The sequence below is a fragment of the Pseudomonas sp. GL-B-26 genome, from assembly GCF_019947405.1.
In the GTDB taxonomy this organism is placed as follows: domain Bacteria; phylum Pseudomonadota; class Gammaproteobacteria; order Pseudomonadales; family Pseudomonadaceae; genus Aquipseudomonas.
In genome coordinates, this window is record NZ_JAGYGJ010000007.1 from 37,703 (window position 1) to 62,880 (window position 25,178).

At 60.5% G+C, this 25,178-nt stretch carries 18 protein-coding genes; 7 read left to right on the plus strand and 11 right to left on the minus strand.

All coding sequences use genetic code 11. The features are described 5' to 3' along the window. The 8 genes from KGB23_RS06430 to KGB23_RS06465 all read right to left on the minus strand — a co-directional run bounded on the left by KGB23_RS06430 (nt 1) and on the right by KGB23_RS06465 (nt 8,267). On the minus strand, nt 1–993 hold the full coding sequence (locus KGB23_RS06430; RefSeq protein ID WP_223430343.1) for a vWA domain-containing protein: 993 nt from the start codon (nt 991–993) through the stop codon (nt 1–3). Then, nucleotides 980–1,576 carry a DUF4381 domain-containing protein gene (locus KGB23_RS06435; protein ID WP_223430344.1) on the minus strand — a complete coding sequence of 199 codons (597 nt, stop codon included), beginning with the start codon at nt 1,574–1,576 and terminating at the stop codon, nt 980–982. Before KGB23_RS06435 ends, KGB23_RS06430 begins: the two co-directional genes overlap by 14 nt. Further along, nucleotides 1,573–2,511: a DUF58 domain-containing protein gene (locus KGB23_RS06440; RefSeq protein ID WP_223430345.1), complete on the minus strand. Its 939-nt coding sequence runs from the start codon at nt 2,509–2,511 to the stop codon at nt 1,573–1,575. Before KGB23_RS06440 ends, KGB23_RS06435 begins: the two co-directional genes overlap by 4 nt. An 8-nt stretch (nt 2,512–2,519) precedes the next feature. After that, entirely contained in the window at nt 2,520–3,500 is a 981-nt protein-coding gene (locus KGB23_RS06445) for an AAA family ATPase (RefSeq protein WP_223430346.1), read from the minus strand. Nucleotides 3,501–3,514: 14 nt separating this feature from the next. Then, on the minus strand, nt 3,515–4,468 hold the full coding sequence (locus tag KGB23_RS06450) for a transporter (RefSeq protein WP_223430347.1): 954 nt from the start codon (nt 4,466–4,468) through the stop codon (nt 3,515–3,517). A gap of 12 nt (nt 4,469–4,480) precedes the next feature. Further along, complete coding sequence (locus tag KGB23_RS06455; RefSeq protein WP_223430348.1) at nt 4,481–5,884, minus strand: DUF1254 domain-containing protein; 1,404 nt, start codon at nt 5,882–5,884, stop codon at nt 4,481–4,483. A 27-nt stretch (nt 5,885–5,911) separates the two neighbouring features. Beyond that, a complete protein-coding gene (locus tag KGB23_RS06460; protein ID WP_223430349.1) occupies nt 5,912–7,363 on the minus strand; it encodes a DUF1254 domain-containing protein in 1,452 nt (483 codons plus the stop codon). Between the two features lie 478 nt (nt 7,364–7,841). Beyond that, nucleotides 7,842–8,267: a YciI family protein gene (locus KGB23_RS06465; protein ID WP_223430350.1), complete on the minus strand. Its 426-nt coding sequence runs from the start codon at nt 8,265–8,267 to the stop codon at nt 7,842–7,844. 383 nt (nt 8,268–8,650) lie between these two features. Here KGB23_RS06465 and tpx point away from each other — a divergent pair, with 383 nt between their 5' ends. The 7 genes from tpx to KGB23_RS06500 all read left to right on the plus strand — a co-directional run bounded on the left by tpx (nt 8,651) and on the right by KGB23_RS06500 (nt 21,576). After that, the gene (gene tpx, locus KGB23_RS06470) at nt 8,651–9,151 is read left to right on the plus strand and encodes a thiol peroxidase (RefSeq protein ID WP_033054703.1); all 501 of its coding nucleotides are present in this window, start codon (nt 8,651–8,653) and stop codon (nt 9,149–9,151) included. A gap of 178 nt (nt 9,152–9,329) precedes the next feature. Further along, a complete protein-coding gene (locus tag KGB23_RS06475) occupies nt 9,330–10,646 on the plus strand; it encodes an MdtA/MuxA family multidrug efflux RND transporter periplasmic adaptor subunit (RefSeq protein ID WP_223430351.1) in 1,317 nt (438 codons plus the stop codon). After that, nucleotides 10,643–13,747, plus strand: coding sequence for an MdtB/MuxB family multidrug efflux RND transporter permease subunit (locus tag KGB23_RS06480; protein WP_223430352.1), 3,105 nt, complete (start codon nt 10,643–10,645; stop codon nt 13,745–13,747). Before KGB23_RS06475 ends, KGB23_RS06480 begins: the two co-directional genes overlap by 4 nt. Further along, entirely contained in the window at nt 13,744–16,851 is a 3,108-nt protein-coding gene (locus tag KGB23_RS06485; protein ID WP_223430353.1) for an efflux RND transporter permease subunit, read from the plus strand. Before KGB23_RS06480 ends, KGB23_RS06485 begins: the two co-directional genes overlap by 4 nt. Then, nucleotides 16,848–18,329, plus strand: coding sequence for an efflux transporter outer membrane subunit (locus KGB23_RS06490; RefSeq protein ID WP_223430354.1), 1,482 nt, complete (start codon nt 16,848–16,850; stop codon nt 18,327–18,329). The genes KGB23_RS06485 and KGB23_RS06490 overlap by 4 nt, the downstream gene beginning before the upstream one ends. Nucleotides 18,330–18,654: 325 nt before the next feature. Then, nucleotides 18,655–20,736: an EAL domain-containing protein gene (locus tag KGB23_RS06495; protein WP_223430355.1), complete on the plus strand. Its 2,082-nt coding sequence runs from the start codon at nt 18,655–18,657 to the stop codon at nt 20,734–20,736. Nucleotides 20,737–20,829: 93 nt separating this feature from the next. Beyond that, complete coding sequence (locus KGB23_RS06500) at nt 20,830–21,576, plus strand: SDR family oxidoreductase (protein ID WP_150657905.1); 747 nt, start codon at nt 20,830–20,832, stop codon at nt 21,574–21,576. Nucleotides 21,577–21,612: 36 nt separating this feature from the next. On the opposite strand, the gene mapR is transcribed toward KGB23_RS06500, so the two are convergent. The 3 genes from mapR to KGB23_RS06515 form a co-directional block, all read right to left on the minus strand. After that, nucleotides 21,613–23,022, minus strand: a complete 1,410-nt coding sequence (mapR, locus tag KGB23_RS06505) for a GntR family transcriptional regulator MpaR (RefSeq protein WP_076031034.1) — start codon at nt 23,020–23,022, stop codon at nt 21,613–21,615. A 225-nt stretch (nt 23,023–23,247) separates the two neighbouring features. After that, nucleotides 23,248–24,693 (minus strand): cytochrome c oxidase accessory protein CcoG, encoded by a 1,446-nt coding sequence (gene ccoG, locus KGB23_RS06510; RefSeq protein WP_223430356.1) that lies wholly within the window; start codon nt 24,691–24,693, stop codon nt 23,248–23,250. Between the two features lie 195 nt (nt 24,694–24,888). After that, nucleotides 24,889–25,122: a DUF3203 family protein gene (locus KGB23_RS06515; protein WP_149627920.1), complete on the minus strand. Its 234-nt coding sequence runs from the start codon at nt 25,120–25,122 to the stop codon at nt 24,889–24,891. Between the last annotated feature and the right edge of the window lie 56 nt (nt 25,123–25,178).

A 25,178-nucleotide genomic window follows, 5' to 3' on the forward strand; every position in this document is an offset into this window, starting at 1 on the left:
TCAAGCCTCCTGCCGCTGACGCGCGAATGTCAGGTGCGGACGGAGCAGGGCGCCCAAGTGATAGAGCGCGAGCAAACCGATCGCGGCCCCCAGCGGCCACCAGAACAGGTCCTTTTTCGGCTGATGACTGAGGGTTTTCACTTGATGCGGCGTGAGCTTGTCGAGGGTGCCGTACACCTGATCCAGCGCATTGCGATCTTCTGCACGGAAGAACTTGCCGCCCGTGGCCTCGGCGATTTGTTGCAAACCCTGAAGGTTGACCTTGGCTTCACCCGAGGCATCAGGGTCACCAATGCCGATGGTATGAATGACCACGCCTTTGGCGGCCGCCATGGACGCCGCGTGATCCGGGGTAATGGCGCTGCTGGTGTCGTTGCCGTCGGTGAGCAGGATCAGGACTTTTTCCTGTTCGTGGGCCTGATCGAGCAGTTTCAGGCTTAGACCGATGGCGTCACCGATGGCCGTGTTGGGCCCGGCCATGCCGATGCCGGTGTCGTCCAGTAACAGCGACAGACTGGCGTGATCGAGGGTCAGCGGCGCCTGCGGGTAAGCACCACTGCCGAACACGATCAGGCCCAACCGATCATCTTTGCGCTTGTCGATAAAGCCATGAACCACGTCCTTGACCGCCGCCAGACGGTTGATCTTCTGGCCGTTGGCGTCGGTGAAATCAGTGGTTTCCATAGACTGGGAAATGTCGATGGCCAGCATCAAGTCACGCACCGGTTGCTGGCGCTCGATCGGTTTTTCGACGAACACCGGGCGCGCGGCCGCCAGTAGCAACAGTGCCCAGACCAGCAGGTTCAGCAGCAACTGCCAGCGATTGCTGCGGGTGCCGGCCTGGCTGGGTGCCTGGCCGACGGCTCGGCTCATGGCAGCGAAAAACGGTACGCGCACGGCGCTGCGGGCTTCGCGGTAATCGGGCAGGTAGCGGTAACCGAACCACGGCAACGGCAAAAGGATTAGCAGCCAAGGGTAATCAAGCTGCCACATGGTGATGCTCTACCCAGTGTTTGCAGGTGGCGAACAGGTGTTGGCGCTGTTCGGTCTTAAGCGCCAACAATGCGGCATCAGGCGCATAGGCCAATTGCGCCAGTTGCTCGCTGAAATCGGCGGGCAAGGGCTGCGAACTGTGTCGCAGCAAAAACGCCTGCCAATCCTCACCCCCAAGCGCACCAACAGTCCCCTGTGGGAGCGGGCTTGCTCGCGAAGACGGACTTCCATTCGACATTGATGTCGCCTGACCAGACGCCTTCGCGAGCAAGCCCGCTCCCACATTGTCTGCATTCCAATTCGGGGAGGGTATCGACAGGGCCACGCGTTTGAGTAGTTCCGGGAGTTCGCGCAAGGCGTTCAACTGATCATCACTGCTTTGCAGTTCAGCCAGCCGCACCAACGCCTCACGCCGATAGCGATCCCGCCGCCACTGCCAATACCTCCGTGCGCTGACCAGCAAAACGGCAATCAGCAACAGGCAGAGCAACACCCACCAACCCCACGTCTGCGGCGCATAACTGACCGGCGCGGGAAGGGCCATCTCCTTGAGTTGCTCGATGCTCGGGATGCTCGGGGTCATCGCCGGCCTCCGCCGAGCTTGCCCAGTTCGGCGCGCAATTGTTCCTGCGCCTCGGTGGCGGTGCTGAACATCATCAGCGGCACCTGACTGCGGCGCAGCAACGTGGCGACGTCCTTGAGCCGACCACTGAGAAAGTCCCCCAGCGGCTGATGAACGCTGCGTTGCTCGACGGCCAGTTCCACCTGCAACTGGCCTTGAGTGATTAGCAAACGGCCATTTTTCGGCAGGTTCAGCGCCAATGGGTCGTAGACCTGCATGGCAATCACATCGTTGTGAGCGGCCAATTGGCGCATCAACTGCAAGGTGCGCTCACCGGCGCCGGCAAAGTCGCTGACGATGCAAATCAGGTGATCGTGACCGGCCACCGCCAGGCAATGCTGTAAAACCTTGTCGAGCTGGTCCTCGCCTTCGGCGTCCGGATTGGCCGCGTTGAGTTGCTGATTCTGCTCAGCGATGCGACTGCACAGCGCTTCGACACGCTTACGGCTGCGCAGCGGGGCAATGGCGTCGATGCGTAGATCATTGAACACCAGGCCGCCGACCCGATCTCCCGAGTGGAACACCATCCACGCGGCCAACGCGCCAAGTTCGGCGGCAATGGCGGATTTGAAACTGCGTTGGGAGCCGAAGAACATCGACATGCGCTGGTCGACCAGAATCAACGCCGGGCGGTCGCGTTCTTCGGTGAAGGTGCGAACCACCGGTTTGCCGGTGCGCAGCGACGCCCGCCAATCCAGATGACGCAAGTCGTCTCCCGGCTGATAGCGGCGCAGCTCATCGAAGTTCAAACCACGGCCCCGCAGGCGCGAGGCATGGTTGCCGGCGAGGATGCTGCCTTGCGGCTGACGCGCGAGGAAACTCAGGTCACGCGCCTTGAACTCCAGGGCCATCAACTGCGCCAGAGAGACATAGACCAGACCGTCCGCACTGTTCATTTTCGACCTCAGGCCGGAATCGCGACTTTGTCGAGCAGGCGATCAAGCACCTGATCGGCAGTGACGCCGTCAGCAACCGCGTCATAGCTCAGTTGCAGGCGATGACGCAGCACCGGATGCACCACGGCGCGAACGTTATCCGGCGACACAAAATCCTGCCCCTGCAACCAGGCATGGGCCCGGGCGCAACGATCCAGGCCGATACCGCCGCGAGGGCTGGCGCCGATGGCGATCCAGCGACCGAGGTCGGCATCGTAATCGGCCGGGTGGCGGGTGGCATTGATCAGGTCGATCAGGTAACGGTCGATGGCCGGGGACACGTGAACGGCGCTGACTTCTCGACGCGCCGCGAAGATCACCTCCTGGGACAGCGCGAAGCCCTGCACCGCAGCCGTTTTCGCGCCCAACGCAAATTCTTCTTCACGTAACAGGCGCAGCACCTGGCTTTCGTTCTCCGCGCTCGGGTAATCCAGCAGAACCTTCATCAGGAACCGGTCCATCTGCGCTTCCGGCAGCGGGTAAGTCCCTTCCTGTTCGATCGGGTTCTGGGTCGCCACTACGATGAACAACTCCGGCAGCACATGGCTGTTGCCGGCCACGGTGATTTGCCGTTCTTCCATGGCTTCCAGCAACGCGGCTTGAACCTTGGCCGGGGCGCGGTTGATTTCGTCGGCCAGGATCAGGTTGCCGAACAGCGGGCCGGGTTGGAACCGGATCTCGTTCTTGCCATCGATCTGGTGCAGCACCTCGGCGCCGGTGATGTCCGACGGCAGCAGGTCGGGGGTGAACTGGATGCGGCTCATCTTCGCGTCCAGGTGTTTGGCCAGCGCTTTGACCGTGCGGGTCTTGGCCAGGCCGGGCAGGCTTTCGAGCAACAAGTGTCCGTTGGCCAGCAGGCCAAGGATAATCTGGCGGATCACCTGATCCTGGCCGAGCACGGCTTCGGCGATGCTGGCTTGCAGGGCGTTGAGGTCTTGGAGCGAAGTCATGGGATGTTCCTCTCCTAGAAAAACGCCAGCGTCAGGTTGACGCTGAAGCCATTGCCTTCAGGGCGGTTCTTGGTGTCGAACTCCGGTACCCAACGCGCGCTGACGCTGGCCTGGGCATCGGCAAATTTACCGGCCCAGCCCACCACCGGGCCGGCGCCCACGGAGCGGCCGCGAAAGCCGTTGAGTGAATCGGCGGTCTGGCCTTTGTCATCGGTGATCTGCTGTATGTAACCGCCGACAACGCCGGCGCTCCAGCCATTGCCGAAACCGTGGGTCCACAGCGCGTCGAGGGTGAAAATGTTGCCGTTGCGATAATCCGTGGCGTCGTTCTCGGTGTAGAACTCCAGGCCGCTCGACAGGGTGAACTCGCCGCCCTTGCCGTCCAGATGGGTGAAGGCCACGGTGGGCATGAAGGTGTAAGTGTTCTGCCCGGGGTTGGCCAGGCGATCGTCGTTATAGGCACCGGTCGGCACGTAGATCGGCAGGGAAAGCGAGAGGTGGTTGACTTCATCGAAGTGATAGCCGGCGGCGATTGGCGTGATCAGCATGTCGGCGAACTGTGTGCCGGTGTCTTCGTCGCCCAGTGTCCGGCCGCGCGGACCGGTAATGCTGATGCTGACGTCGGTGTACTGCACCGGCACGCCGATGGCCGAGGCGTAGTTCCAGCGTCCCTTGCCGGTGTCCCAGATGTGGGTGAAGTTGGCCATGGTGTAGGAGACTTTCATGTCCAGGTCTGCACCGATCTCACCGGAAATCGGCACACCCTTGCTGCCCTTGAGGTCACCGTCGTACCAGATGCTGGTCAGCGACATGACCCAGCCAGGTTCTGGCGGCACGATCCCGGCATTGGAAAATACCTGTTGTCCGGTGATCGGCCGGCCGACACCGCCCTCGGCCGCGAGGGCTAACGGGCTTGCACCGAGCACGCACAGGGCCAGTAAAGGACGCACAACATAAGGCCTGACCATGACGGACTCCATTTATTGTTTTGGTTGATTGACGGGGGTCAGCAACGGCATTTTCCATTCGCCACTGGTGACTTCCGGTTTCGGCAGGTACAAGCGCAACACGCCATAAAACGGACCGTTCGGCGCTGGCAGCCAATTGCTTTGCCGGTCCTTGGCCGGTGCCTCGTGCTGCACATAAAGAGTCAGCCCGCCGTCGGTGTCGAGCTTGAGATCCGGTAACATCCGAGAGTTGATCAGGTAACGATTCAACGGGTTGGCCACCAGCAACTTGTTCTTGCCGTCGTACATCGTCAGCGACCAGAACGCATCGGCCGGGGGCAGGGCGCCCTTGTCGAAATGCAGGGTGTAATCGTGTTTCGAGGCGTCGACCGGTTGGCCGTCCTTGTCGACGAAATAGCCGATGTAATTCGCCTCTTCGGCGGAGTTGCCAAAGATCCCCATGTTGGCGCCGGCGTAGCGGTACAGGTAGTTGCCGTTCAGGTGATCGCGAGTGCCGAAGATGTCACCGCTGGTGACCTGGTGGGTGTCGACCTTGTCTTTTTTGAATTGGGCAAACTCGGCTTTGGCATCGTTGATACCGTCCTCAAGAGCCTTGCGCTGCTCAGGCGTGAGCGCGTCCGGTTTGAAAGGCTTGCCGGCTTCAATACCGATTTTTGCAAAGCGCGCGAGCAGGTCCTTTTCCACGTCCTGCGCCGGGGCAAACGACAGCATGAAGTTCAGGTAGCGGAACAGGTCGGGCGTATCGCTCATGGTCGGGGTGGGTTTCGGCCAGTCGATCTTCGGCGCAGCGGGCGGGGCTTTTTGTTTGACGTAGTGGCTGAGTGTCTCGACCTTGTAACCCTTCTGGATCTCCTTGACCTTGCCCACGTCCTTTTCATCGAACAACTGCGTGCGATACAGCGCGTAGGCGATGTTGGTTTCACTGCGCAGCAGCCGATCGATCTCCACCGGTTGCTGGCCTTGCCAGTTCGGCCCGGCAATCATGAAATGCCCGCCATTGTTGCCCGTGCTGCGAGTGCCCAGGTACGCAAAGTTCTGCGTGTAGGCGTCGATCAACTGCACTGAGTAGTAACGATGTTCTTCGATGGGGGGCAGGGTCAGCACCACCGGTTCGGCGCGCAGGTCCATCCAGACAAATGAATAAGGCGTGTCAGCATTCGGGGTGACGAAGGCGGTGTCTTTGGCGGTGAACGCCTTGGCGGTGTTGCCGATCTGGTTGAACGGTGCCTTGAAGTTCGGGCTCTTTTTATCGACGGCCTGGGTGTAGAGGGTCTTGTACATTTCTACCACTGGGAAGCCGTACAAATAGGCTTCCTTGGCGATGCCCCGGGCTTCTTCCGGGGTAGCGGTGAAGTCGGCCCAGGCGCCGGTGCTCAGGGCGAGCGAGAGCGCGGTGAGCAGCATGCGGTTATTCATAAAACTTCCTTATAAAACGCTTGGGCGTCATTCCACGGCCGTGATGTCGTCGAGTTTCCAGCTTTTATCGAAGTAGGCTTCGGTGGGCGCGTACAGGCGGAAATAGCTGAACCAGTGTTTGCCCGGTACGGTTTGCACCCAGTTGTTCTCGAAATCTTTGGGTGCGGTCGGGCCGAAGTACAGGTCCACCGAGCCGTCGGCGTTCTTTTTAAGATCCTGACGGGACGACAGATCGGCCTTGCGCTGCGGGTTGTCGATCAGGCAGCGGCTGTCGATGTCATAGACGGTCATCGACCAGAACTGCTTGGCCGGCGGGTTGGCGCCGACGTGCAGGCGATAACTTTTGCCGCCGTCGAGCCAGTTGCCCTTGGCGTCGGTGTAGGCGCCGAGGTAGGTCTGGCCCAGGCCCGGTGTCTTGGAAACCATGCCCTTGGTGTTGGTCACCGCTTCGTAGAACCAGGCACTGCGTTCCCACAACTGGTCGTAATAAGCCACGCGCTGCGACGGCTCGGCGATGTTCAGCACGGTGTCCCATTGCCGGTCTTTCCAGTACTGGGCGTCTGGAAAACGCTTGGCGAAGGTGTTGGCCTTGGCGATCAGCTCGCCGACTTGCGCACCTTGCTCCAGTGCCTTGCGTTGGTTGTCGTTGGGGTTGAAGGGTTTGTCTTTTTCGATGCCCAGGCTGGCCAGCATGGCCATGTAGAAACGGTCACGTTCGTTGACTGGCTCTTTCTGGATAATCTGGTGCAAGCGCTGCCAATACGCCAGGCCACGCGGCTGAGTGCCGGACCAGGCCTTGCCGCCGGGGGAGAGCAGTTGGGTCTTGCCCGGTTCGGCGCGTTTGGCGTAAGGGTACATCTTGAATTGTTCGACCAACGCCTTGCCCTTGGTCGGGTCCGGATCGAGGACGCGAAAGCCCACCAGCACGTTCATCGTTTCCGACTTTGCCAAATAGTATTTGCCAGCGTCGGCCGGTGGCTCGGCACCCGGTGGCAGCACCAGATACTTGCCACCCTTGCCTTTGTCCGGGCCGGTCTGGCCCATGTCGATGATTGCGCGTTGCCAGAAATCACCCACACCGCCCGCGGTCGGGCCGGGCGGCAGTTCGATCACCAGAGGACCGGTTTCATTCAGGTCAACAAAGCCGAGAATGTACGGCGTAGTGGCGTTGGCGGTGATCACGCCCAGTTTGTCTTCGTAACTGTTGAGCACCATCAAGTCGCCGCTGTGGGCGCCGAGTTTGTCGCGAAATTCTTCCTGCCACTGGGCATAGGACACCAGCGGCAAGGCCCACAGGTAACTCTGGGTCGCTTGTTGGAAATCCAGCTCGGCGTAGAGTTTGGCAATCGATTCATGGGCCGGCAGTTCGCCTTCCATCGCGATCTTGCCGATCCGCGTATCCAGCTCCTGGGCGCCGACACCGCAACTGACGAACATTGTCATCAGGCTGAAACCGGCTGCGCGAATTGCACCGTGCATATCAAAGTCCTTATTTGCCGAACGTGACGCTGATGCCGGTATCGTCACCGTTGTGGGGGCGGGGCGGGTGCCGATCGGCAGGGTAGCGCGCAGCAATTGGAGCGCACGCATGAAGGCGCCGGGGGCGATGGGCAACGTGAAAGGCGTGTGCTCGCGCATTGTTCGACATGAATCCCCCGTTCCTTCGTGGCTCATTGGACAACTCGGCACTTGGCGGTCGTTACTGCGAAATCTCTTTCCTATCAAGCCTGTAGGACACGTCTGTTGAAGCTAGCAGCTAACTCGGGGTTCGCCAGTCGAAGGGGGGATCTTTGGTTTTTTTGTACACGTTTGTGGGGATTTATGTGTACTAAAAAGTTAATTCGAAACAGGGGGTCAAGGAGGCGGGAGGCAAAAAAGCAATCAAGGGTAAGCCTCGCTCCTTTGGGAGACCGACATTTTGGTCATTCCCACGCAGGCGCGTGGGAATGATCCGCTATTAGCGCTTTTTCACCTGCGCACGCACCCGTTCTTCCTGCTCCCGCAATTCCGGTGTGAACTCGTCCCCGAAATCTTCGGCCTCGTACACCTGGCGAATCTCGATCTCGGCGTCGGTGCCTGGCATCGGGTTGGGACAGCGCTTGACCCACTCGATCGCCTCCTGTTTCGACTTCACCTGCCATATCCAGTAGCCGGCGATCAGCTCCTTGGTTTCGGCGAACGGGCCGTCGATCACCGTGCGCTGGTCACCCGAGAAACGCACGCGGGCGCCTTTACTGCTGGGTTGCAGGCCATCGCACTCGATGAGGATGCCGGCTTTGACCAGCTCCTCGTTGTAGTTGCCCATCGCGGTCATCAGTTCTTTGCTGGGCAGTACACCGGCCTCGGAATCCTGGCTGGCTTTCACAATGATCATGAATCGCATGGTCTTATCTCCGCTGGATGTGAGTGACTCACAGGCTAGTCGAATGGCCGTCGCCTGAATCGACAATGCTGACGGCCTTTCGTCATGAAACACCAGGTTGCGGCCGGCGAGGGCGGTACGCTGTACACCGACTCTGTGGGAGCGAGCTTGCTCCGGGCGGCGATCCGACGATAGCGGTGTACCAGTCGACATCCATTTTGAATGTTATTCCGCTATCGCGAGCAAGCTCGCTCCCACAGGTTTTGTGTTGATTGTCAGAGTTGTATCCAATTTAGGGGGCGACACATCACAATTTGTATCTGGGCATAGGTCGTCGGGCCATTTCGTGGTTAACTTCGGCCTCTTCAAAACTCTCTACAACAACGTTCAGAAGGACTCCGTTCATGGCTCAAGTCACTCTTAAAGGCTCCCCGGTTCAAGTCAACGGCCAACTGCCACAAGCCGGTTCCAAGGCGCCAGCCTTTTCCCTGGTCGCCGGCAATCTGTCCGACGTGACCCTGGCGAGCTTCGCCGGCAAGCGCAAAGTGCTGAACATCTTCCCAAGCGTCGATACCCCGACCTGCGCCACTTCGGTTCGCAAGTTCAACGCCCAGGCCAGTGATGTCGCCAACACGGTCGTGCTGTGCATCTCCGCTGACCTGCCGTTCGCTCAAGCGCGCTTCTGCGGCGCCGAAGGCCTGGAAAACGTACAGAACCTGTCGACCCTGCGCGGTGCCGAGTTCATCGAGAACTACGGCGTTGCCATCGCTGACGGCCCGCTCAAAGGCCTGACAGCCCGTGCCGTCGTGGTTCTGGACGAAAACGACAACGTTCTGCACAGCGAACTGGTCAAGGAAATCGCTGACGAACCGAACTACGAAGCGGCACTTGCTGTTCTGAAGTAAACGCGCTTTTACAATTGTTAACGGCCTGGCCCTGTCCAGGCCGTTTTCATTTGTGCTTCAGTGCCTTAGATACATCTCCTGTAACGTAAGCCGAAGGTAAATTGCCGGTAAAGCCGCTTTGCTTAATGCCCGCCAGTGCTTATCGTTCAGCCTCCTGTAGAAGAAGCCCACGCGCCCAATGGTTGATCATTCCATGCAATCCTCCGTTTCCCGTAGTCCCCGTCGCTGGCTGTTTGGCCTGCTTGTCCTGTTGGTCATCGCTGGCGTGTGCTGGAAGTTCTGGCCCGCCGGCACTGCCCAAAAAGAGGGCGCAGGGCAAAAAGCCGTTGCCGGGCACACCGGCAGGTCGGGGGGGATGCGTCCCGGTTTCGGCGGGGCGACCGGGCCGGTTCCAGTGCGTGTCGCGCCAGCGGTCAAGGGTGACTTCCCGCTGTACTACAAGGCGCTGGGCACCGTGACGGCGCTGAACACCATTAATGTGCGCAGCCGCGTCGGCGGTGAGCTGATGAAGATCTCCTTCGAGGAAGGGCAGATGGTCAAGGCGGGCGATCTGCTGGCTGAAATCGACCCGCGTCCTTACCAGAACGCCTTGCTTCAGGCCGAAGGCACGTTGCTGCAGAACCAGGCACAACTGAAAAACGCGCAGGTCGATGTGGAACGCTATCGCGGCCTGTATCGCGAAGACAGTATCGCCAAGCAGACCCTGGACACCGCCGAAGCACTGGTGGGCCAGTATCAGGGCACGGTCAAAACCAATCAGGCGGCGGTTAACGACGCCAGGCTCAATCTGGAATTCACCAAGATCCGCGCCCCGATTGCCGGGCGTGTGGGCTTGCGTCAGCTGGATGTCGGCAACCTGGTGGCGGCCAACGACACCACCGCGCTAGTGATCATCACCCAGACCCAACCGATCAGCGTTGCCTTCACTTTGCCGGAAAACAGTCTGGAGATCGTGCTGGCCCGTTATCGCACCGGCGCCAAACTGCCCGCCGAAGCCTGGGACCGTGGCGACACCAAGTTGCAGGCCACCGGCGTTTTGCAGAGCCTGGACAACCAGATCGACGTCACCACCGGGACCCTGAAATTCAAGGCTCGTTACGAGAACCGCGATCAGGCGCTGTTCCCGAATCAGTTCGTCAACGTCCACCTGCTGGCCGACACCCTCAAAGACGTGGTGCTCGCACCTTCGGCAGCGATTCAGTTCGGCACCAACGGCACGTTTGTCTACGCCCTGGACGGCGACAAGAAAGTCGCGATTCGTCAATTGAAAGTCGGCGCCAGTGACGGTGAAAACACCGTGATCACCGAAGGCCTGGCCCCTGGGGATCGGGTGGTCCTTGAAGGCACCGACCGCTTGAAGGAAGGTAGCGAAGTGGAAGTGGTCAACGACACCAAGGATGTACCGACCACCCCGACCGGGCACCTGCAAGGTAAATCGGCCGCCACGGCGCCTGACGCGACGACCACCGACAAGGCGAAAAAGGGCGGCGCATGAACATCTCGCGGCTGTTCATCCTTCGCCCGGTCGCCACGACCCTGAGCATGCTGGCCATTATCCTGGCCGGCGTGATCGCCTATCGGCTGCTGCCGGTGTCGGCATTGCCTCAGGTCGATTACCCGACCATCCGCGTCATGACGCTGTACCCCGGTGCGAGCCCGGATGTCATGACCAGCGCCGTGACCGCGCCCCTTGAGCGTCAATTCGGGCAGATGCCCGGCCTGACCCAGATGGCGTCGACCAGTTCCGGCGGCGCTTCGGTGCTGACCCTGCGTTTCAGCCTCGACATCAACATGGACGTCGCCGAGCAGCAGGTGCAGGCGGCGATCAACGCCGCGACCAATTTGCTGCCCAAGGACCTGCCGGCGCCGCCGGTGTACAACAAGGTCAACCCGGCGGACACCCCGGTGCTGACGCTGGCCATCACCTCCAAGACCATGCTGCTGCCCAAGCTCAATGATTTGGTCGACACGCGCATGGCGCAGAAAATTGCCCAGATCAGCGGCGTCGGCATGGTCAGTATTGCCGGCGGCCAGCGTCAGGCCGTGCGGATCAAGGTCAACCCCGAGGCGCTGGCGGCCAATGGCTTGAACCTGTCGGACGTACGCACCTTGATCGGTGCGTCCAACGTTAACCAGCCCAAGGGCAACTTCGACGGCCCGACCCGGGTGTCGATGCTCGATGCAAACGATCAACTGACCTCGCCCAAGGACTACGCCAACCTGATCCTCGCCTACGCTAATGGCGCGCCGTTGCGGTTGAAGGACGTGGCAGAGATCGTCGATGGCGCGGAAAACGAACGTCTGGCGGCGTGGGCCAACGAAAATCAGGCCGTGCTGCTGAATATCCAGCGTCAGCCCGGTGCCAACGTCATCGAAGTGGTCGACCGGATCAAAGCCTTGCTGCCGAGCATCACCGACAACCTGCCGGCTGGTCTCGAAGTCACCGTGCTGACCGACCGCACCCAGACCATCCGCGCCTCGGTCACCGACGTGCAGCACGAATTGTTGATCGCCATTGCGCTGGTCGTGATGGTGACCTTCCTGTTCCTGCGTCGGGCCAGCGCCACGATCATTCCGTCGGTCGCGGTCCCACTGTCGCTGATCGGCACCTTCGGCGTGATGTACCTCGCGGGTTTCTCGGTGAACAACCTGACCCTGATGGCACTGACTATCGCCACCGGTTTCGTGGTGGACGATGCGATTGTCATGCTGGAGAACATTTCCCGATTTATCGAAGAGGGCGACAGCCCCCTGAATGCGGCGCTCAAGGGCGCCAAGCAGATTGGCTTCACCCTGATCTCCCTGACCCTGTCGTTGATTGCAGTACTGATTCCGTTGTTGTTCATGGCCGACGTGGTGGGGCGGTTGTTCCGCGAATTTGCCATCACCCTGGCGGTGGCGATCCTGATCTCCCTGGTGGTGTCCCTGACACTGACGCCCATGATGTGCGCGCGGCTGCTCAAACGTGAGCCCAAGGAAGCAGAACAGGGCCGTTTCTACCGCTCCAGTGGCGCCGCAATTGATTGGATGATCGCGGCTTACGGGCGCAAGTTAAAGTGGGTTCTCAAGCATCAACCGCTGACCCTGATGGTGGCCATCGGCACGCTGGCGTTGACCGTGTTCCTTTACATGGTGGTGCCCAAGGGCTTCTTCCCGGTGCAGGACACCGGCGTGATCCAGGGCATTTCCGAGGCGCCGCAGTCGATTTCCTTTGCGGCGATGAGCGAGCGTCAGCAGGAATTGGCCAAAGTGATCCTGGCGGATCCTGCTGTGGAGAGCCTGTCGTCTTACATCGGTGTGGACGGTGACAACTCGACGCTGAACAGCGGTCGTCTGCTGATCAACCTCAAATCCCATAGCGATCGCGACCTCAGCGCCACCGAGGTGATTGCACGCCTGCAACCGGAACTGGACGAACTCGTCGGCATCCGCCTGTTCATGCAGCCGGTGCAGGACCTGACCATCGAAGACCGCGTCAGCCGGACTCAATACCAGTTCAGCATGTCGTCGCCGGATTCCGAGCTGCTGAGTCTGTGGAGCGGTCGTCTGGTGGACGCACTGGCCCAACGGCCGGAGCTGACCGACGTTGCCAGCGATTTGCAGGACAAGGGTTTGCAGGTGTATCTGGTGATTGACCGCGATGCGGCGTCGCGGGTCGGTGTGTCGGTGTCGAACATCACCGATGCGCTGTACGACGCCTTCGGTCAGCGGCAGATTTCCACCATCTATACCCAGGCCAGCCAATACCGCGTGGTGCTGCAATCGCAGTCCGGCGAGAAGATCGGTCCGGAGGCGCTGAACCAGATTCACGTGAAAACCACCGACGGCGGGCAAGTGCGCCTGTCCAGTCTGGCGCACATCGAGGAGCGTCAGGCACAACTGGCGATCACCCACATCGGTCAGTTCCCGGCAGTGATGATGTCCTTCAACCTCGCGCCCGGCGTAGCGTTGGGGCAGGCGGTGGAGATCATCGACCAGGTGCAGAAGGACATCGGTATGCCGATTGGCGTGCAGACCCAGTTCCAGGGCGCGGCCGAGGCTTTCCAGGCGTCGCTGTCTAGCACCTTGCTGCTGATTCTGGCGGCGGTGGTGACCATGTACATCGTGCTCGGTGTGCTTTACGAGAGCTACATCCATCCGATCACCATTCTCTCGACCTTGCCCTCGGCGGCGGTTGGCGCCTTGCTGGCGTTGCTGTTGAGCGGCAATGACCTGGGCATGATCGCGATCATCGGCATCATTTTGTTGATCGGCATCGTGAAAAAGAACGCGATCATGATGATCGACTTCGCCCTCGACGCTGAACGCAATCAGGGCATGGACCCGGAAACGGCGATCTATCAGGCGGCGCTGTTGCGTTTTCGGCCGATTCTGATGACCACACTGGCGGCGTTGTTCGGCGCGGTGCCGCTGATGCTGGCGACCGGCTCCGGCGCGGAACTGCGTCAACCGTTGGGTCTGGTGATGGTGGGTGGCTTGTTGGTGAGTCAGGTGCTGACGCTGTTCACCACTCCGGTCATCTACCTGTATTTCGACCGCCTCGGTCGGCGCTGGGGTCGCAAGCCTGAAGCCGTGGAAGCGGCAGAACAGCCATGAACCTGTCCGGACCTTTCATCAAGCGCCCGGTTGCGACGATGTTGCTGAGCCTGGCGATCCTGCTGCTGGGCGGCGTGAGCTTCGGCCTGTTGCCGGTGGCGCCGCTGCCGCAGATGGACTTTCCGGTGATCGTGGTCCAGGCGAGTCTGCCCGGTGCCAGCCCGGAGGTCATGGCCTCGACGGTGGCCACGCCGCTGGAACGCTCCTTCGGCGCCATCGCCGGGGTCAACACCATGAGCAGCCGCTCCAGCCAGGGCTCGACCCGGGTGATTTTGCAGTTCGACCTGGACCGCGACATCAACGGCGCGGCACGAGAAGTGCAGGCGGCAATCAACGCCTCGCGCAATTTGCTGCCGAGCGGGATGCGCAGCATGCCGACCTACAAGAAGGTCAACCCGTCCCAGGCGCCGGTCATGGTGCTGTCGCTGACCTCCGACGTACTGGAAAAAGGCCAGCTCTACGATTTGGCCTCGACGATTCTGTCCCAGAGCGTGTCTCAGGTGCAGGGTGTCGGCGAAGTGCAGATCGGCGGCAGTTCCTTGCCGGCGGTGCGCATCGAACTCGAACCGCAGGCGCTCAACCAGTACGGCGTGGCGCTGGACGATGTGCGCAACACCATCGCCAACGCCAACGTACGCAGGCCAAAAGGCTCCGTCGAAGACGGCCAGCGGCTGTGGCAGGTTCAGGCCAACGATCAACTGGAAAAAGCCAAGGATTACGAGTCGCTGATCATTCACTACGCGGACGGCGCGGCTCTGCGCCTGAAGGACGTGGCCAAGGTCAGCGACGGCGTCGAAGACCGCTACAACAGCGGTTTCTTCAACAACGACGCGGCGGTACTGCTGGTGATCAACCGCCAGGCCGGCGCCAACATCATCGAGACGGTCAACGAAATCAAGGCTCAACTGCCGGCGTTGCAGGCCGTGTTGCCGGCCAGCGTCAAACTGAACGTGGCGATGGACCGGTCGCCGGTGATCAAGGCGACCTTGCACGAAGCGGAAATGACCCTGCTGATTGCCGTGGCGCTGGTGATTCTGGTGGTGTTCCTGTTCCTCGGTAACTTCCGCGCCTCGTTGATTCCGACGTTGGCGGTGCCTGTGTCCCTGGTCGGCACCTTTGCGGTGATGTACCTCTACGGATTCTCCCTGAACAACCTGTCGCTGATGGCGCTGATTCTGGCCACCGGGCTGGTGGTGGACGATGCCATTGTGGTGCTGGAGAACATTTCCCGGCACATCGACAAAGGCGTACCGCCGATGAAGGCCGCGTACCTCGGGGCGCAGGAAGTCGGCTTCACCTTGCTGTCGATGAACGTCTCGCTGGTGGCGGTGTTCCTGTCGATCCTGTTCATGGGCGGGATCGTCGAAAGCCTGTTTCGCGAGTTTTCCATCACGTTGGCGGCGTCCATCGTGGTGTCACTGGTGGTCTCGCTGACGCTGACGCCGATGCTCTGCGCCCGCTGGCTCAAGCCGCATACGCCGGGTCAGGAAAACCGTTTGCAGCGCTGGAGTCAGCGCGCCAACGAGTGGATGGTCGGTAAATACGCCACAAGCCTCGACTGGGTGCTGCGTCATCGCCGGTTGACCTTGCTTAGCCTGATCGTGACAGTTGGCGTTAACATTGCATTGTATGTCGTTGTTCCTAAAACATTTATGCCTCAGCAGGATACCGGTCAGCTGATCGGTTTCGTGCGCGGTGACGACGGACTGTCATTCAGTGTGATGCAGCCGAAAATGGAAACCTTTCGCCGTGCCGTGCTCAAGGATGACGCGGTGCAAAGCGTTGCCGGCTTCATCGGCGGCACCAACGGCACCAATAATGCCTTCATGCTGGTGCGGCTGAAACCGATCAAGGAACGCAACCTGTCTGCGCAAAAGGTCATTGAACGCCTGCGCAAGGAAATGCCCAAGGTCGCCGGTGCGCAGCTGATGCTGATGGCCGATCAGGACCTGCAGTTTGGTGGCGGTCGTGAACAGTCCACGTCCCAGTATTCCTACATCCTGCAAAGCGCCGACCTTGGCGAGTTGCGCGAGTGGTATCCGAAAGTCGTTACCGCACTCAAGGCTTTGCCGGAGCTGACCGCGATTGACGCCCGTGAAGGGCGCGGCGCCCAACAGGTGACCTTGATCGTCGACCGTGATCAGGCCAAACGCCTGGGCGTCGACATGGACATGGTCACCGCGGTGTTGAACAACGCCTACAGCCAGCGGCAGATTTCGACGATTTACGACAGCCTTAACCAGTATCAGGTGGTCATGGAGGTCAATCCGAAATATGCCCAGGACCCGATTACCCTCAAACAGGTTCAGGTGATCACCGCCGACGGTGCGCGGATTCCGCTCTCGACCATCGCTCATTACGAAAACAGCCTGGAAGACGACCGCGTCAGCCACGAAGGCCAGTTCGCCTCCGAGAGCATTTCCTTCGACATGGCCGAAGGCGTGACGGTGGAGCAGGGCTCGGCGGCCATCGAGCGGGCCATCGCCCGACTCGGCATGCCGGAAGACGTGATCGTGAAAATGGCCGGCACCGCCGACGCCTTCGCCGCCACCCAGAAGAGCCAGCCGTGGATGATTCTCGGTGCGCTGGTGGCGGTGTATCTGGTGCTCGGTGTGCTGTATGAAAGCTATATCCATCCGCTGACCATTCTCTCGACCTTGCCGTCGGCCGGGGTCGGCGCGTTGCTGTCGATTTACGCGCTGGGCGGTGAATTCAGCCTGATTTCGTTGCTCGGGCTGTTCCTGCTGATCGGCGTGGTGAAGAAAAACGCCATTCTGATGATCGATCTGGCCTTGCAGCTGGAACGGCATCAGGGCATGGCGCCGCTGGATTCGATTCGTAGCGCTTGCTTGCAACGTCTGCGGCCGATTCTGATGACCACCCTGGCGGCGATCCTCGGCGCGTTGCCGTTGTTGCTGAGCCGCGCCGAAGGTGCGGAAATGCGTCAACCGCTGGGCCTGACCATTATCGGCGGGCTGATCTTCAGCCAGGTGCTGACCCTTTACACCACCCCGGTGGTTTACCTCTATCTCGACAAACTGCGCCATCGCTTCAACCACTGGCGTGGGGTGCGTACCGATGTTGCTCTGGAAACTCCGCTATGACTGACCGTTCGCTTATCACTCTGGCTGCACCGCTGGTAACGGCCCGAGGCTCGCGTTTATTGAGCCTGGCGCTGTGCGTGGCGATGCTCAGCGCCTGCGCCATCGGCCCGGATTACCAGCGCCCGCAAGCGGCTGCGCCGACGCAATACAAGGAAGCGGCAGGCTGGCGTCAGGCCAATCCCGGCGATTCCCTGGCCCGTGGCGCCTGGTGGGAGTTGTATGGCGATCAGCAGCTCAATGGCCTGATCGAAAAACTCAACAGTGCCAACCAGACCGTTGCGCAGTCCGAAGCCCAGTACCGTCAAGCCCAGGCCTTGGTACGCAGTGCCCGTGGCGCGTTTTTCCCCACTGTGGACCTGACCGTCGGGAAAAACCGCTCCAGCCAGGGCACCGGCAGCAGCAGTTCGAGCCTGACCAGTTCTTCCAGCGGGATTCGTGACACTTACACCGCACAGGCCGGGGTCAGTTGGGAAGCCGACGTTTGGGGCAAATTGCGCCGAGGACTGGAAGCCGACACGGCCAACGCCGAGGCGAGTTATGCCGATCTGGCGGCGATGCGCTTGAGCCAGCAGTCGGAACTGGTGCAGAACTATCTGCAATTGCGGGTGATCGACGAGCAGAAACGCCTGCTGGAAGCGACGGTCGAGGCCTATCAGCGCTCGCTGACAATGACCGAAAACCAGTACCGCGCCGGTGTCTCCGGCAAGGATGCGGTGGCGCAGGCCCAGACTCAGCTCAAAAGCACCCAGGCTGACATGGTTGATTTGATCTGGCAGCGTGCTCAATTCGAGAATGCCATTGCCGTACTGATTGGGCTACCGCCGGCCGAGTTCAGCCTGGCTGAAACCAAAGACATTCCGGCGTTGCCCGAGATACCGCTGAGCCTGCCTTCGCAATTGCTCGAGCGCCGCCCGGACATCGCCTCCGCTGAACGCTCGGTGATGGCGGCCAATGCCAACATCGGTGTGGCCAAAGCGGCCTACTATCCGGACCTGACGCTGAGTCTGAACGGCGGTTACAGCAGCAGCACCACTTCCAACTGGATCAGCGTGCCGAACCGCTTCTGGTCGGTCGGACCGCAATTGGCCATGACCTTGTTCGACGGCGGTCAGCGCTCCGCGGAAGTTGACCGCAGCGAAGCGGCCTACGACGAAACCGTGGCCAAGTACCGCCAGACCGTGCTCGATGGCTTCCGTGAAGTGGAAAACTATCTGGTGCAGCTCAAGGTCCTGGAAGACGAAGCGGGCGTGCGCCAGGAAGCACTGGACGCGGCGCGAGAGTCCTTGCGCCTGACCCAGAACCAGTACAAGGCCGGTGTGATCGCTTATCTGGGCGTGGTGGTCGTTCAGGCCACAGCGTTGAACAATGAACGCAGCGTGCTGAGCCTGTTGCAGAGCCGGTTGATTGCCAGTGTGCAGTTGATCGCGGCATTGGGCGGTGGCTGGGATGGGGCGTTGCAAGTGAGCGAAAAAGAGTAGGCGCCCATTCTCTGACGGCAACTCGATACTCCGTAGCAGCTGTCGAGCCTGCGAGGCTGCGTTCGGCTGCGTAGCAGTCGTAAAACCTGTACGCATGGTCTTCTTGAAACACCGCACTGTCTGATTTCGCGACTGCTGCGCAGCCGAACGCAGCCTCGCAGGCTCGGCAGCGCTGCTACGGGTGGTAGCGGCCGTTGCGAGGTGTCAAACAAGCGTTTCATCGACTTGATGGCCCTTTGCTTATTTTGTCAGTGCGTTCTTTTGCGCAATCAGTACAATCGCCCGATTTGCCCCCCGAGCACGGAGGGCTGTCACGAGTAGTCTCATGCTTATCGGTAGCTATTCCCCCACGCTGGTTGTCATCTCGCTTTTTGTGGCGATTCTCGCCTCCTATACCGCGCTCGACCTGACCGAACGCATCGCCACGGCCAAGGGCCGGGCCGTGCATTTATGGACGGCGGGCGGCGCCTTTGCCATGGGGGTTGGCGTGTGGTCGATGCATTTTATCGGCATGCTCGCGTTCAATTTGCCCATCGACCTCGGTTACGACGTCGGTATCACATTGCTGTCACTGCTGATTGGCATCCTGTCCTGCGGCTTTGCCCTGTGGCTGGTCAGCCAGCCAAAATTGCCAGCCTGGCAATTGGCATTCGGCGCACTGGTCATGGGTTCCGGGATCAGCGCGATGCACTACACCGGCATGGCCGCCATGCGCATGCAGCCGGGTATCGATTACGATCCGACGCTGTTCGGCGCATCGCTGCTGATCGCCGTAGTCGCCTCGGGCGCCGCGTTATGGATCGCGTTCCGCCTGCGCCAGCACACACCTTATGTTGGGCTGATCCGTGGCGGTGCGGCGGTGATCATGGGCTTCGCGATCGTCGGCATGCACTACACCGGCATGGCGGCGGCGCGTTTCCCGGATGGCAGCTTCTGTGGCGCGGCCGTCAGCGGCCTGAACGGCAAGGGCCTGGACAATCTGGTGCTGATCACCACCCTGGCGGTGTTGAGCCTTGCCTTGTTGACCTCGATCCTCGATGCGCGCCTTGAGGCCCGCACCGCAGCGCTTGCCCACTCATTGACCGAGGCCAACCGCGAACTGACTCAACTGGCCCTGCATGACACCCTGACCGGCCTGCCGAATCGCGTGTTGCTGGCTGACCGCATCGATCAGGCAATGTCCATGGTGCAGGAACAGGGCGGTTGTTTCGCGCTGATGTTCATCGATCTGGACGGTTTCAAACCAGTCAACGATGCCTTCGGTCACCATATGGGCGATCTGTTGTTGCGTGAGGTCGGCTTGCGCTTGCGTGAGGATTTGCGCAGCCACGACACCCTGGCACGAATCGGCGGTGATGAGTTCGTATTGCTGGTGCAACTCGGCGAGCAGAATGACGCATTGAACCTGGCGGCCCGTCAGGTCGGGCTGATCGGGCGTTCGTTCCGGGTCGGCGAACATGAGTTGCAGATTTCCGCCAGCGTCGGCATCGCGATATATCCGGGCAACGGTGAAACCGCCGAGGAATTGCTGATGAACGCTGACGCGGCGATGTACCACGCCAAGGGCGCCGGGAAAAACGGCTACAGCTTCTTCGATGCCTCGATGAACAGCAACGCGCGCAAACAGCTGCAATTATTGCAGGACTTGCGTATCGCCATTGATCAGCAGCAATTCAGTCTTTATTACCAACCCAAGTTCGATGCCAACAATGGCCGGCCGGTCGGTGCCGAGGCGTTGTTGCGCTGGGTGCATCCGACCCAGGGCATGTTGCTGCCGGACAAATTCATCGAACTGGCGGAAAAGACCGGGCTGATCATTCCGATTGGCGAATGGGTGCTCAATGAAGCCTGCCGTCAGATGCGCGAGTGGTACGTGCTCGGGTACACCGACTGGCGCATCGCGGTGAACCTTTCAGCTCTGCAGTTCTGCCACGCGGGACTGGTCCAGAGCGTCGCCACAGCCTTGGCCACTCACCATTTGCCGGCCAACAGCCTGACCCTCGAGATCACGGAAACCACCGCCATGAGCGATGCCGATGCGAGCATGACGGTGCTTCAGGAGCTTTCGACAATGGGTGTCGACCTGTCGATCGACGACTTTGGCACCGGCTATTCGAGCTTGATGTACCTCAAGCGCTTGCCGGCCAACGAACTGAAGATCGACCGGGGTTTTGTCCGCGATCTGGAGCGTGACAGCGATGACGCCGCCATCGTTTCCGCCATCGTCGCCCTCGGCCAGGCACTGGGGTTGCGGATCGTCGCCGAAGGGGTGGAGACCGACTCACAGCAAGACTTCCTGACGCAACTCGGTTGTGATTCGCTGCAGGGCTATCTGCTCGGGCACCCGCTGCCGGCCGAACGCTTCATGGTGGATATTCTGCGTGCAGAGCAATTGGCGGTGAGTTGAGAACAATGTGATTGATGTGAGCCCATGCAAAAGCCAGCGATGACGGTTATTCTTGGCCCCGACTGCTAACGCTTGGAATGGGGGAAATTTCGCATGGACAAAGTCATTGTCATCACTGGCGGCAGCCGCGGTATCGGCGCCGCCACAGCCGTGTTGGCCGCCGAACAAGGCTATCGGATCTGCATCAACTACCTGGCCGACGAATCGGCTGCGCAACGTGTCCTGGAGCAAGTCCGCGCCCTCGGCGCCCAAGCCATCGCGGTGCGCGCTGACGTCAGCATCGAAGATGAAGTGATCGCGCTGTTCCACCGCGTGGACACTGAGTTGGGCCGGGTCACGGCACTGGTGAATAACGCCGGCACCGTCGGGCACAAGTCGCGGATCGATGAAATGTCTGAATTCCGTATTCTCAAAATCCTCAGAACCAACGTCCTGGCGCCGATTCTCTGCGCCAAACACGCGATCCTGCGCATGTCGCCCAAGCATGGCGGGCAGGGTGGCAGCATCGTTAACGTGTCCTCGGTGGCCTCACGCTTGGGCGCGCCCGGCGAGTACGTCGACTACGCCGCCTCCAAAGGTGCGCTGGATACGTTCACCATCGGCCTGTCCAAGGAAGTGGCCGGCGAAGGCATCCGCGTCAACGCCGTGCGCCCCGGTTACATTTATACCGATTTCCACGCGTTGAGCGGCGACCCGGATCGGGTCAGTAAGCTAGAGTCGGCGATTCCGATGGCTCGGGGCGGGCGGCCGGATGAAGTGGCTGAGGCGATTGTGTGGTTGCTGTCGGACAAGGCTTCCTATGCGACCGGGACGTTTGTTGACCTCGGCGGCGGGCGTTAACACTGATCGTTCCCACGCGAGCGTGGGAACGATCATTCAGAACGACCGCACAATCCGCCCCAACGTCTCCATTGCCTTCTCGGCAGTCTCATCCCAGGGGCTGCCGTAATTCAGCCGAATGCAATTCCTGAAGCGCTGGGTCGGTGAAAAGATCGGTCCAGGCGCAATGCTGATCCCTTGCGCCAACGCCATCTGAAACAACTTCAGTGAATCCATCTGCGGTGGCAGTTCCAGCCACAGGAAGTAACCGCCGGCTGGTTGGCTGACGCGAGTCTGCGCCGGGAAGTAGCGCGCGATAGCGGCGAGCATGGCGCTTTGCTGTTCTTCCAGGGCGTACCGCAGTTTTCGCAAGTGCCGGTCATAGCCGCCGTGTTGCAGGTAATCGGCAATGGCCGCCTGGGCCGGCATCGACGCGCATAGCGACGTCATGAGTTTCAGCCGCTCGATCTTCTGCGCATAGCGCCCGGCGGCGACCCAACCGATGCGGTAGCCGGGGGCCAGGCTTTTGGCGAACGAGCCGCAATGCATCACCAGCCCTTCGGTATCAAAAGCCTTGGCCGGTTTCGGCGCCTGTTGGCCGTAATACAGCTCTGCGTAGACATCGTCCTCGATCAACGGCACCTGATGGCTGCGTAATAGCTCAACCAGTTCCTGTTTCTTCGCCTCGGGCATCGTCGCGCCCATCGGGTTCTGGAAACTGGTCATGCACCAGACAGCCTTGATCGGGTGCCGTGCCAGGGTTTGCGCGAGTACGCCAAGGTCGATGCCATCGCGCGGATGCACAGGGATTTCCACGGCTTTGAGCTTCAGCCGCTCCAGGATTTGCAGGCAGGCGTAGAACGCCGGGGCTTCGATGGCCACCAGATCGCCGGGCTCGGTGACCGCTTGCAGGCACAGGTTCAACGCTTCCAGCGCGCCGTTGGTGATCAGCAGTTCTTCCATGGGCAGCATCAGCCCGCCGACCATGTAGCGCAGGGCGATTTGTCGACGCAGTTGCGGGTTGCCCGGCGACATGTCGGTGACGACCATGCGCGGGTCCATCTCGCGGGCGGCGCTGGCCAGAGAGCGGGACAGGCGCTGCAGCGGGAACAAGGTCGGGCTGGGGAAGGCCGAGCCGAAGGGCACGGTGTTCGGGTCCTTGATCGAATCGAGAACCGAGAACACCAACTCGCTGACATCGACTTCGGTGGACTCGTTGACCTGACTGCTGATCACCGGCTCCGAGAACGGGCTCGGCGCGTGTGCGTTGACGAAGTAGCCAGAACGCGGGCGAGCGCGGATCAGGCCGCGGCGTTCGAGCAGGTAGTAGGCCTGGAACACCGTGGACGGACTGACCCCGTAGGTCTGACTGGCATAGCGCACGGAAGGGACGCGCTGGCCGGGGCCGAGGACACCGGAGCGGATCAGTTCAGCGATGTCGTCGGCGAATTTTTCGTAGCGTTTCATCGGGTGGCCTTGTCGCCTGGGGTTTTTGTTGGGTGTCAGGGATATCCACCCCCTCACCCTAACCCTCTCCCCAGGGGGCGAGGGGACTGACCGAGGTGTTTGTTCAAAATACTGCGACCTGAAATATCTAGTCGAACTCAGGTTTTGAAAGGCTTGAAGATCTGCTCCCTTTCCCCCCTCTCCCCCGTGGGGAGAGGGCTGGGGTGAGGGGTGGATTCTAAAGCCTCAACGGTTCATCGGCGCAACAAACCGGCTCTTCGCCACGCTATAAATCTCTGGCTCATCACTGTCGACAATCTTGAAGCTGATCGTCTGCGAACTGCTGCTTGGCCGTTCCGTGGTCATCGCCACAGACACCGGCACATCCACAATCTCACCGGGAGCCAGACTCAGTTCGGTCTTGCCTTGCAACTGGAAGCCTTCGCCATCGACCAGGGTCAAACGGTAGTCCTGCCGTTGCTGGGTTTTGTTGATGACTTTCAGGCTGTAGATGTTTTCGATCTGTCCCTGACTGTTCTCGCGGAACAGGCCACGGTCCTTGCTCACGTCCAGCGACACCATCGGCCGCTCAACCAGCGCCAGGGCAAGCGCACTGATCATCACCAGCAACACCGCGGTGTAGCCGATCAAACGCGGCCGCAACAAATGAGTCTTGCCACCCTGCAATTGATGCTCCGAGGTGTAGCTGATCAACCCGCGGGCGTAGCCCATTTTGTCCATGATCGAATCACAGGCGTCGATACACGCGGCGCAACCGATGCATTCCATCTGCAAGCCGTCGCGGATGTCGATGCCGGTCGGGCAGACCTGCACGCACACCTGGCAGTCGATGCAATCACCGAGGCCGACGTCAGCCGGTGCCACGTCACGTTTGCGCGGGCCACGGTTTTCGCCACGGGCCACGTCGTAGGAGATGGTCAGGGTGTCTTTGTCGAACATGACGCTCTGGAACCTTGCATACGGACACATGTGCATGCACACCGCTTCACGCAGCCAACCGGCGTTGATGTAAGTCGCGCCGGTAAAGAACAGTACCCAGAACAGGCTGACGCCGCCCATCTGCCAAGTGAGCAGTTCTTCTGCAAGCGGCCGGATCGGGGTGAAATAGCCGACAAAGGTCAGGCCGGTCAACAAACTGATGGCCAGCCACAAGGTGTGCTTGGCCGAGCGGCGGATCAGTTTGTTCAGGCCCCAGGGTGCGGCTTGCAGCTTGATCCGCTGGTTGCGTTCGCCTTCGGTGAGCTTCTCGCACCACATGAAGATCCAGGTCCAGGAACTCTGTGGGCAGGTGTAACCGCACCAGACTCGCCCGGCGAACACGGTGATCGCGAACAGGCCGAACGCAGCAATGATCAGCAGCGCCGACAGCAGGATGAAATCCTGCGGCCAGAAGGTTGCGCCGAAGATGTGGAATTTGCTTTCGGAAAGGTCCCAGAGCACCGCCTGGCGGCCGCCCCAGTTCAACCACACCGTGCCGAAGAACAGCAAAAACAGAAACCCCGCGCCGCTCATGCGCAGGGTGCGGAATAAACCGGTGAAGCTGCGGGTGTGGATCAGGTTGTCGCTGGACTTGGCCTTCATCTTTGGACGCGAAGGCTCATAGCTCTGCACTGAAGGGTTCTGTACTAAAGGGGCGGTTTCTACGGTTCGGACGGGGATTCTATCGCTCATGGTCTTTCGCTCATCAGCCTCCATCAGGCCTGAGCACTATGAGCGGCGATCTGTTTGCATAACAGACTCACCTAATGCAATAAAAAGCGGATCAGATTGGCCTTGATCTGCTGCCTGCGACAAGTTGATGCACCCGCAGCAGCGGGACGCAGACGCCTATATCAAGCGTCTGCGGGTGTTGTTGATCCGGGTCAGTCAAATCACCGAATCACTGTCGGTGGCCTTCAAATGCTTACGCCCGTCGACTGCGCCTGCTACGGTCAATGCGTCGGCTTCTGCTTCGGTAATGTAGAAGCGCTGGCCATCGAGCTCCACCGCCGACATGGCTTTTTCCGAGTCGGTAATGATGGTGACGTCGGGACACAAACGAATTTCTTCGCCGTTCTCGGTAATGAAGAAGCAGGTCTGGTTTTCGATGCGCACAGTCATGGAGGTGTCCTTTTTTCTGCGGGTTCTAAAGTGTTAGGGCGCAGCCGAGGATCATC

Excerpts from the sequence above, each read along its gene's own strand:
- KGB23_RS06430 (WP_223430343.1), bottom strand. The coding sequence starts at position 993 with ATGTGGCAGCTTGATTACCCTTGGCTGCTAATCCTTTTGCCGTTGCCG.
- KGB23_RS06435 (WP_223430344.1), bottom strand. The coding sequence starts at position 1,576 with ATGACCCCGAGCATCCCGAGCATCGAGCAACTCAAGGAGATGGCCCTT.
- KGB23_RS06440 (WP_223430345.1), bottom strand. The coding sequence starts at position 2,511 with ATGAACAGTGCGGACGGTCTGGTCTATGTCTCTCTGGCGCAGTTGATG.
- KGB23_RS06445 (WP_223430346.1), bottom strand. The coding sequence starts at position 3,500 with ATGACTTCGCTCCAAGACCTCAACGCCCTGCAAGCCAGCATCGCCGAA.
- KGB23_RS06450 (WP_223430347.1), bottom strand. The coding sequence starts at position 4,468 with ATGGTCAGGCCTTATGTTGTGCGTCCTTTACTGGCCCTGTGCGTGCTC.
- KGB23_RS06455 (WP_223430348.1), bottom strand. The coding sequence starts at position 5,884 with ATGAATAACCGCATGCTGCTCACCGCGCTCTCGCTCGCCCTGAGCACC.
- KGB23_RS06460 (WP_223430349.1), bottom strand. The coding sequence starts at position 7,363 with ATGCACGGTGCAATTCGCGCAGCCGGTTTCAGCCTGATGACAATGTTC.
- KGB23_RS06465 (WP_223430350.1), bottom strand. The coding sequence starts at position 8,267 with ATGCGATTCATGATCATTGTGAAAGCCAGCCAGGATTCCGAGGCCGGT.
- tpx (WP_033054703.1), top strand. The coding sequence starts at position 8,651 with ATGGCTCAAGTCACTCTTAAAGGCTCCCCGGTTCAAGTCAACGGCCAA.
- KGB23_RS06475 (WP_223430351.1), top strand. The coding sequence starts at position 9,330 with ATGGTTGATCATTCCATGCAATCCTCCGTTTCCCGTAGTCCCCGTCGC.
- KGB23_RS06480 (WP_223430352.1), top strand. The coding sequence starts at position 10,643 with ATGAACATCTCGCGGCTGTTCATCCTTCGCCCGGTCGCCACGACCCTG.
- KGB23_RS06485 (WP_223430353.1), top strand. The coding sequence starts at position 13,744 with ATGAACCTGTCCGGACCTTTCATCAAGCGCCCGGTTGCGACGATGTTG.
- KGB23_RS06490 (WP_223430354.1), top strand. The coding sequence starts at position 16,848 with ATGACTGACCGTTCGCTTATCACTCTGGCTGCACCGCTGGTAACGGCC.
- KGB23_RS06495 (WP_223430355.1), top strand. The coding sequence starts at position 18,655 with ATGCTTATCGGTAGCTATTCCCCCACGCTGGTTGTCATCTCGCTTTTT.
- KGB23_RS06500 (WP_150657905.1), top strand. The coding sequence starts at position 20,830 with ATGGACAAAGTCATTGTCATCACTGGCGGCAGCCGCGGTATCGGCGCC.
- mapR (WP_076031034.1), bottom strand. The coding sequence starts at position 23,022 with ATGAAACGCTACGAAAAATTCGCCGACGACATCGCTGAACTGATCCGC.
- ccoG (WP_223430356.1), bottom strand. The coding sequence starts at position 24,693 with ATGAGCGATAGAATCCCCGTCCGAACCGTAGAAACCGCCCCTTTAGTA.
- KGB23_RS06515 (WP_149627920.1), bottom strand. The coding sequence starts at position 25,122 with ATGACTGTGCGCATCGAAAACCAGACCTGCTTCTTCATTACCGAGAAC.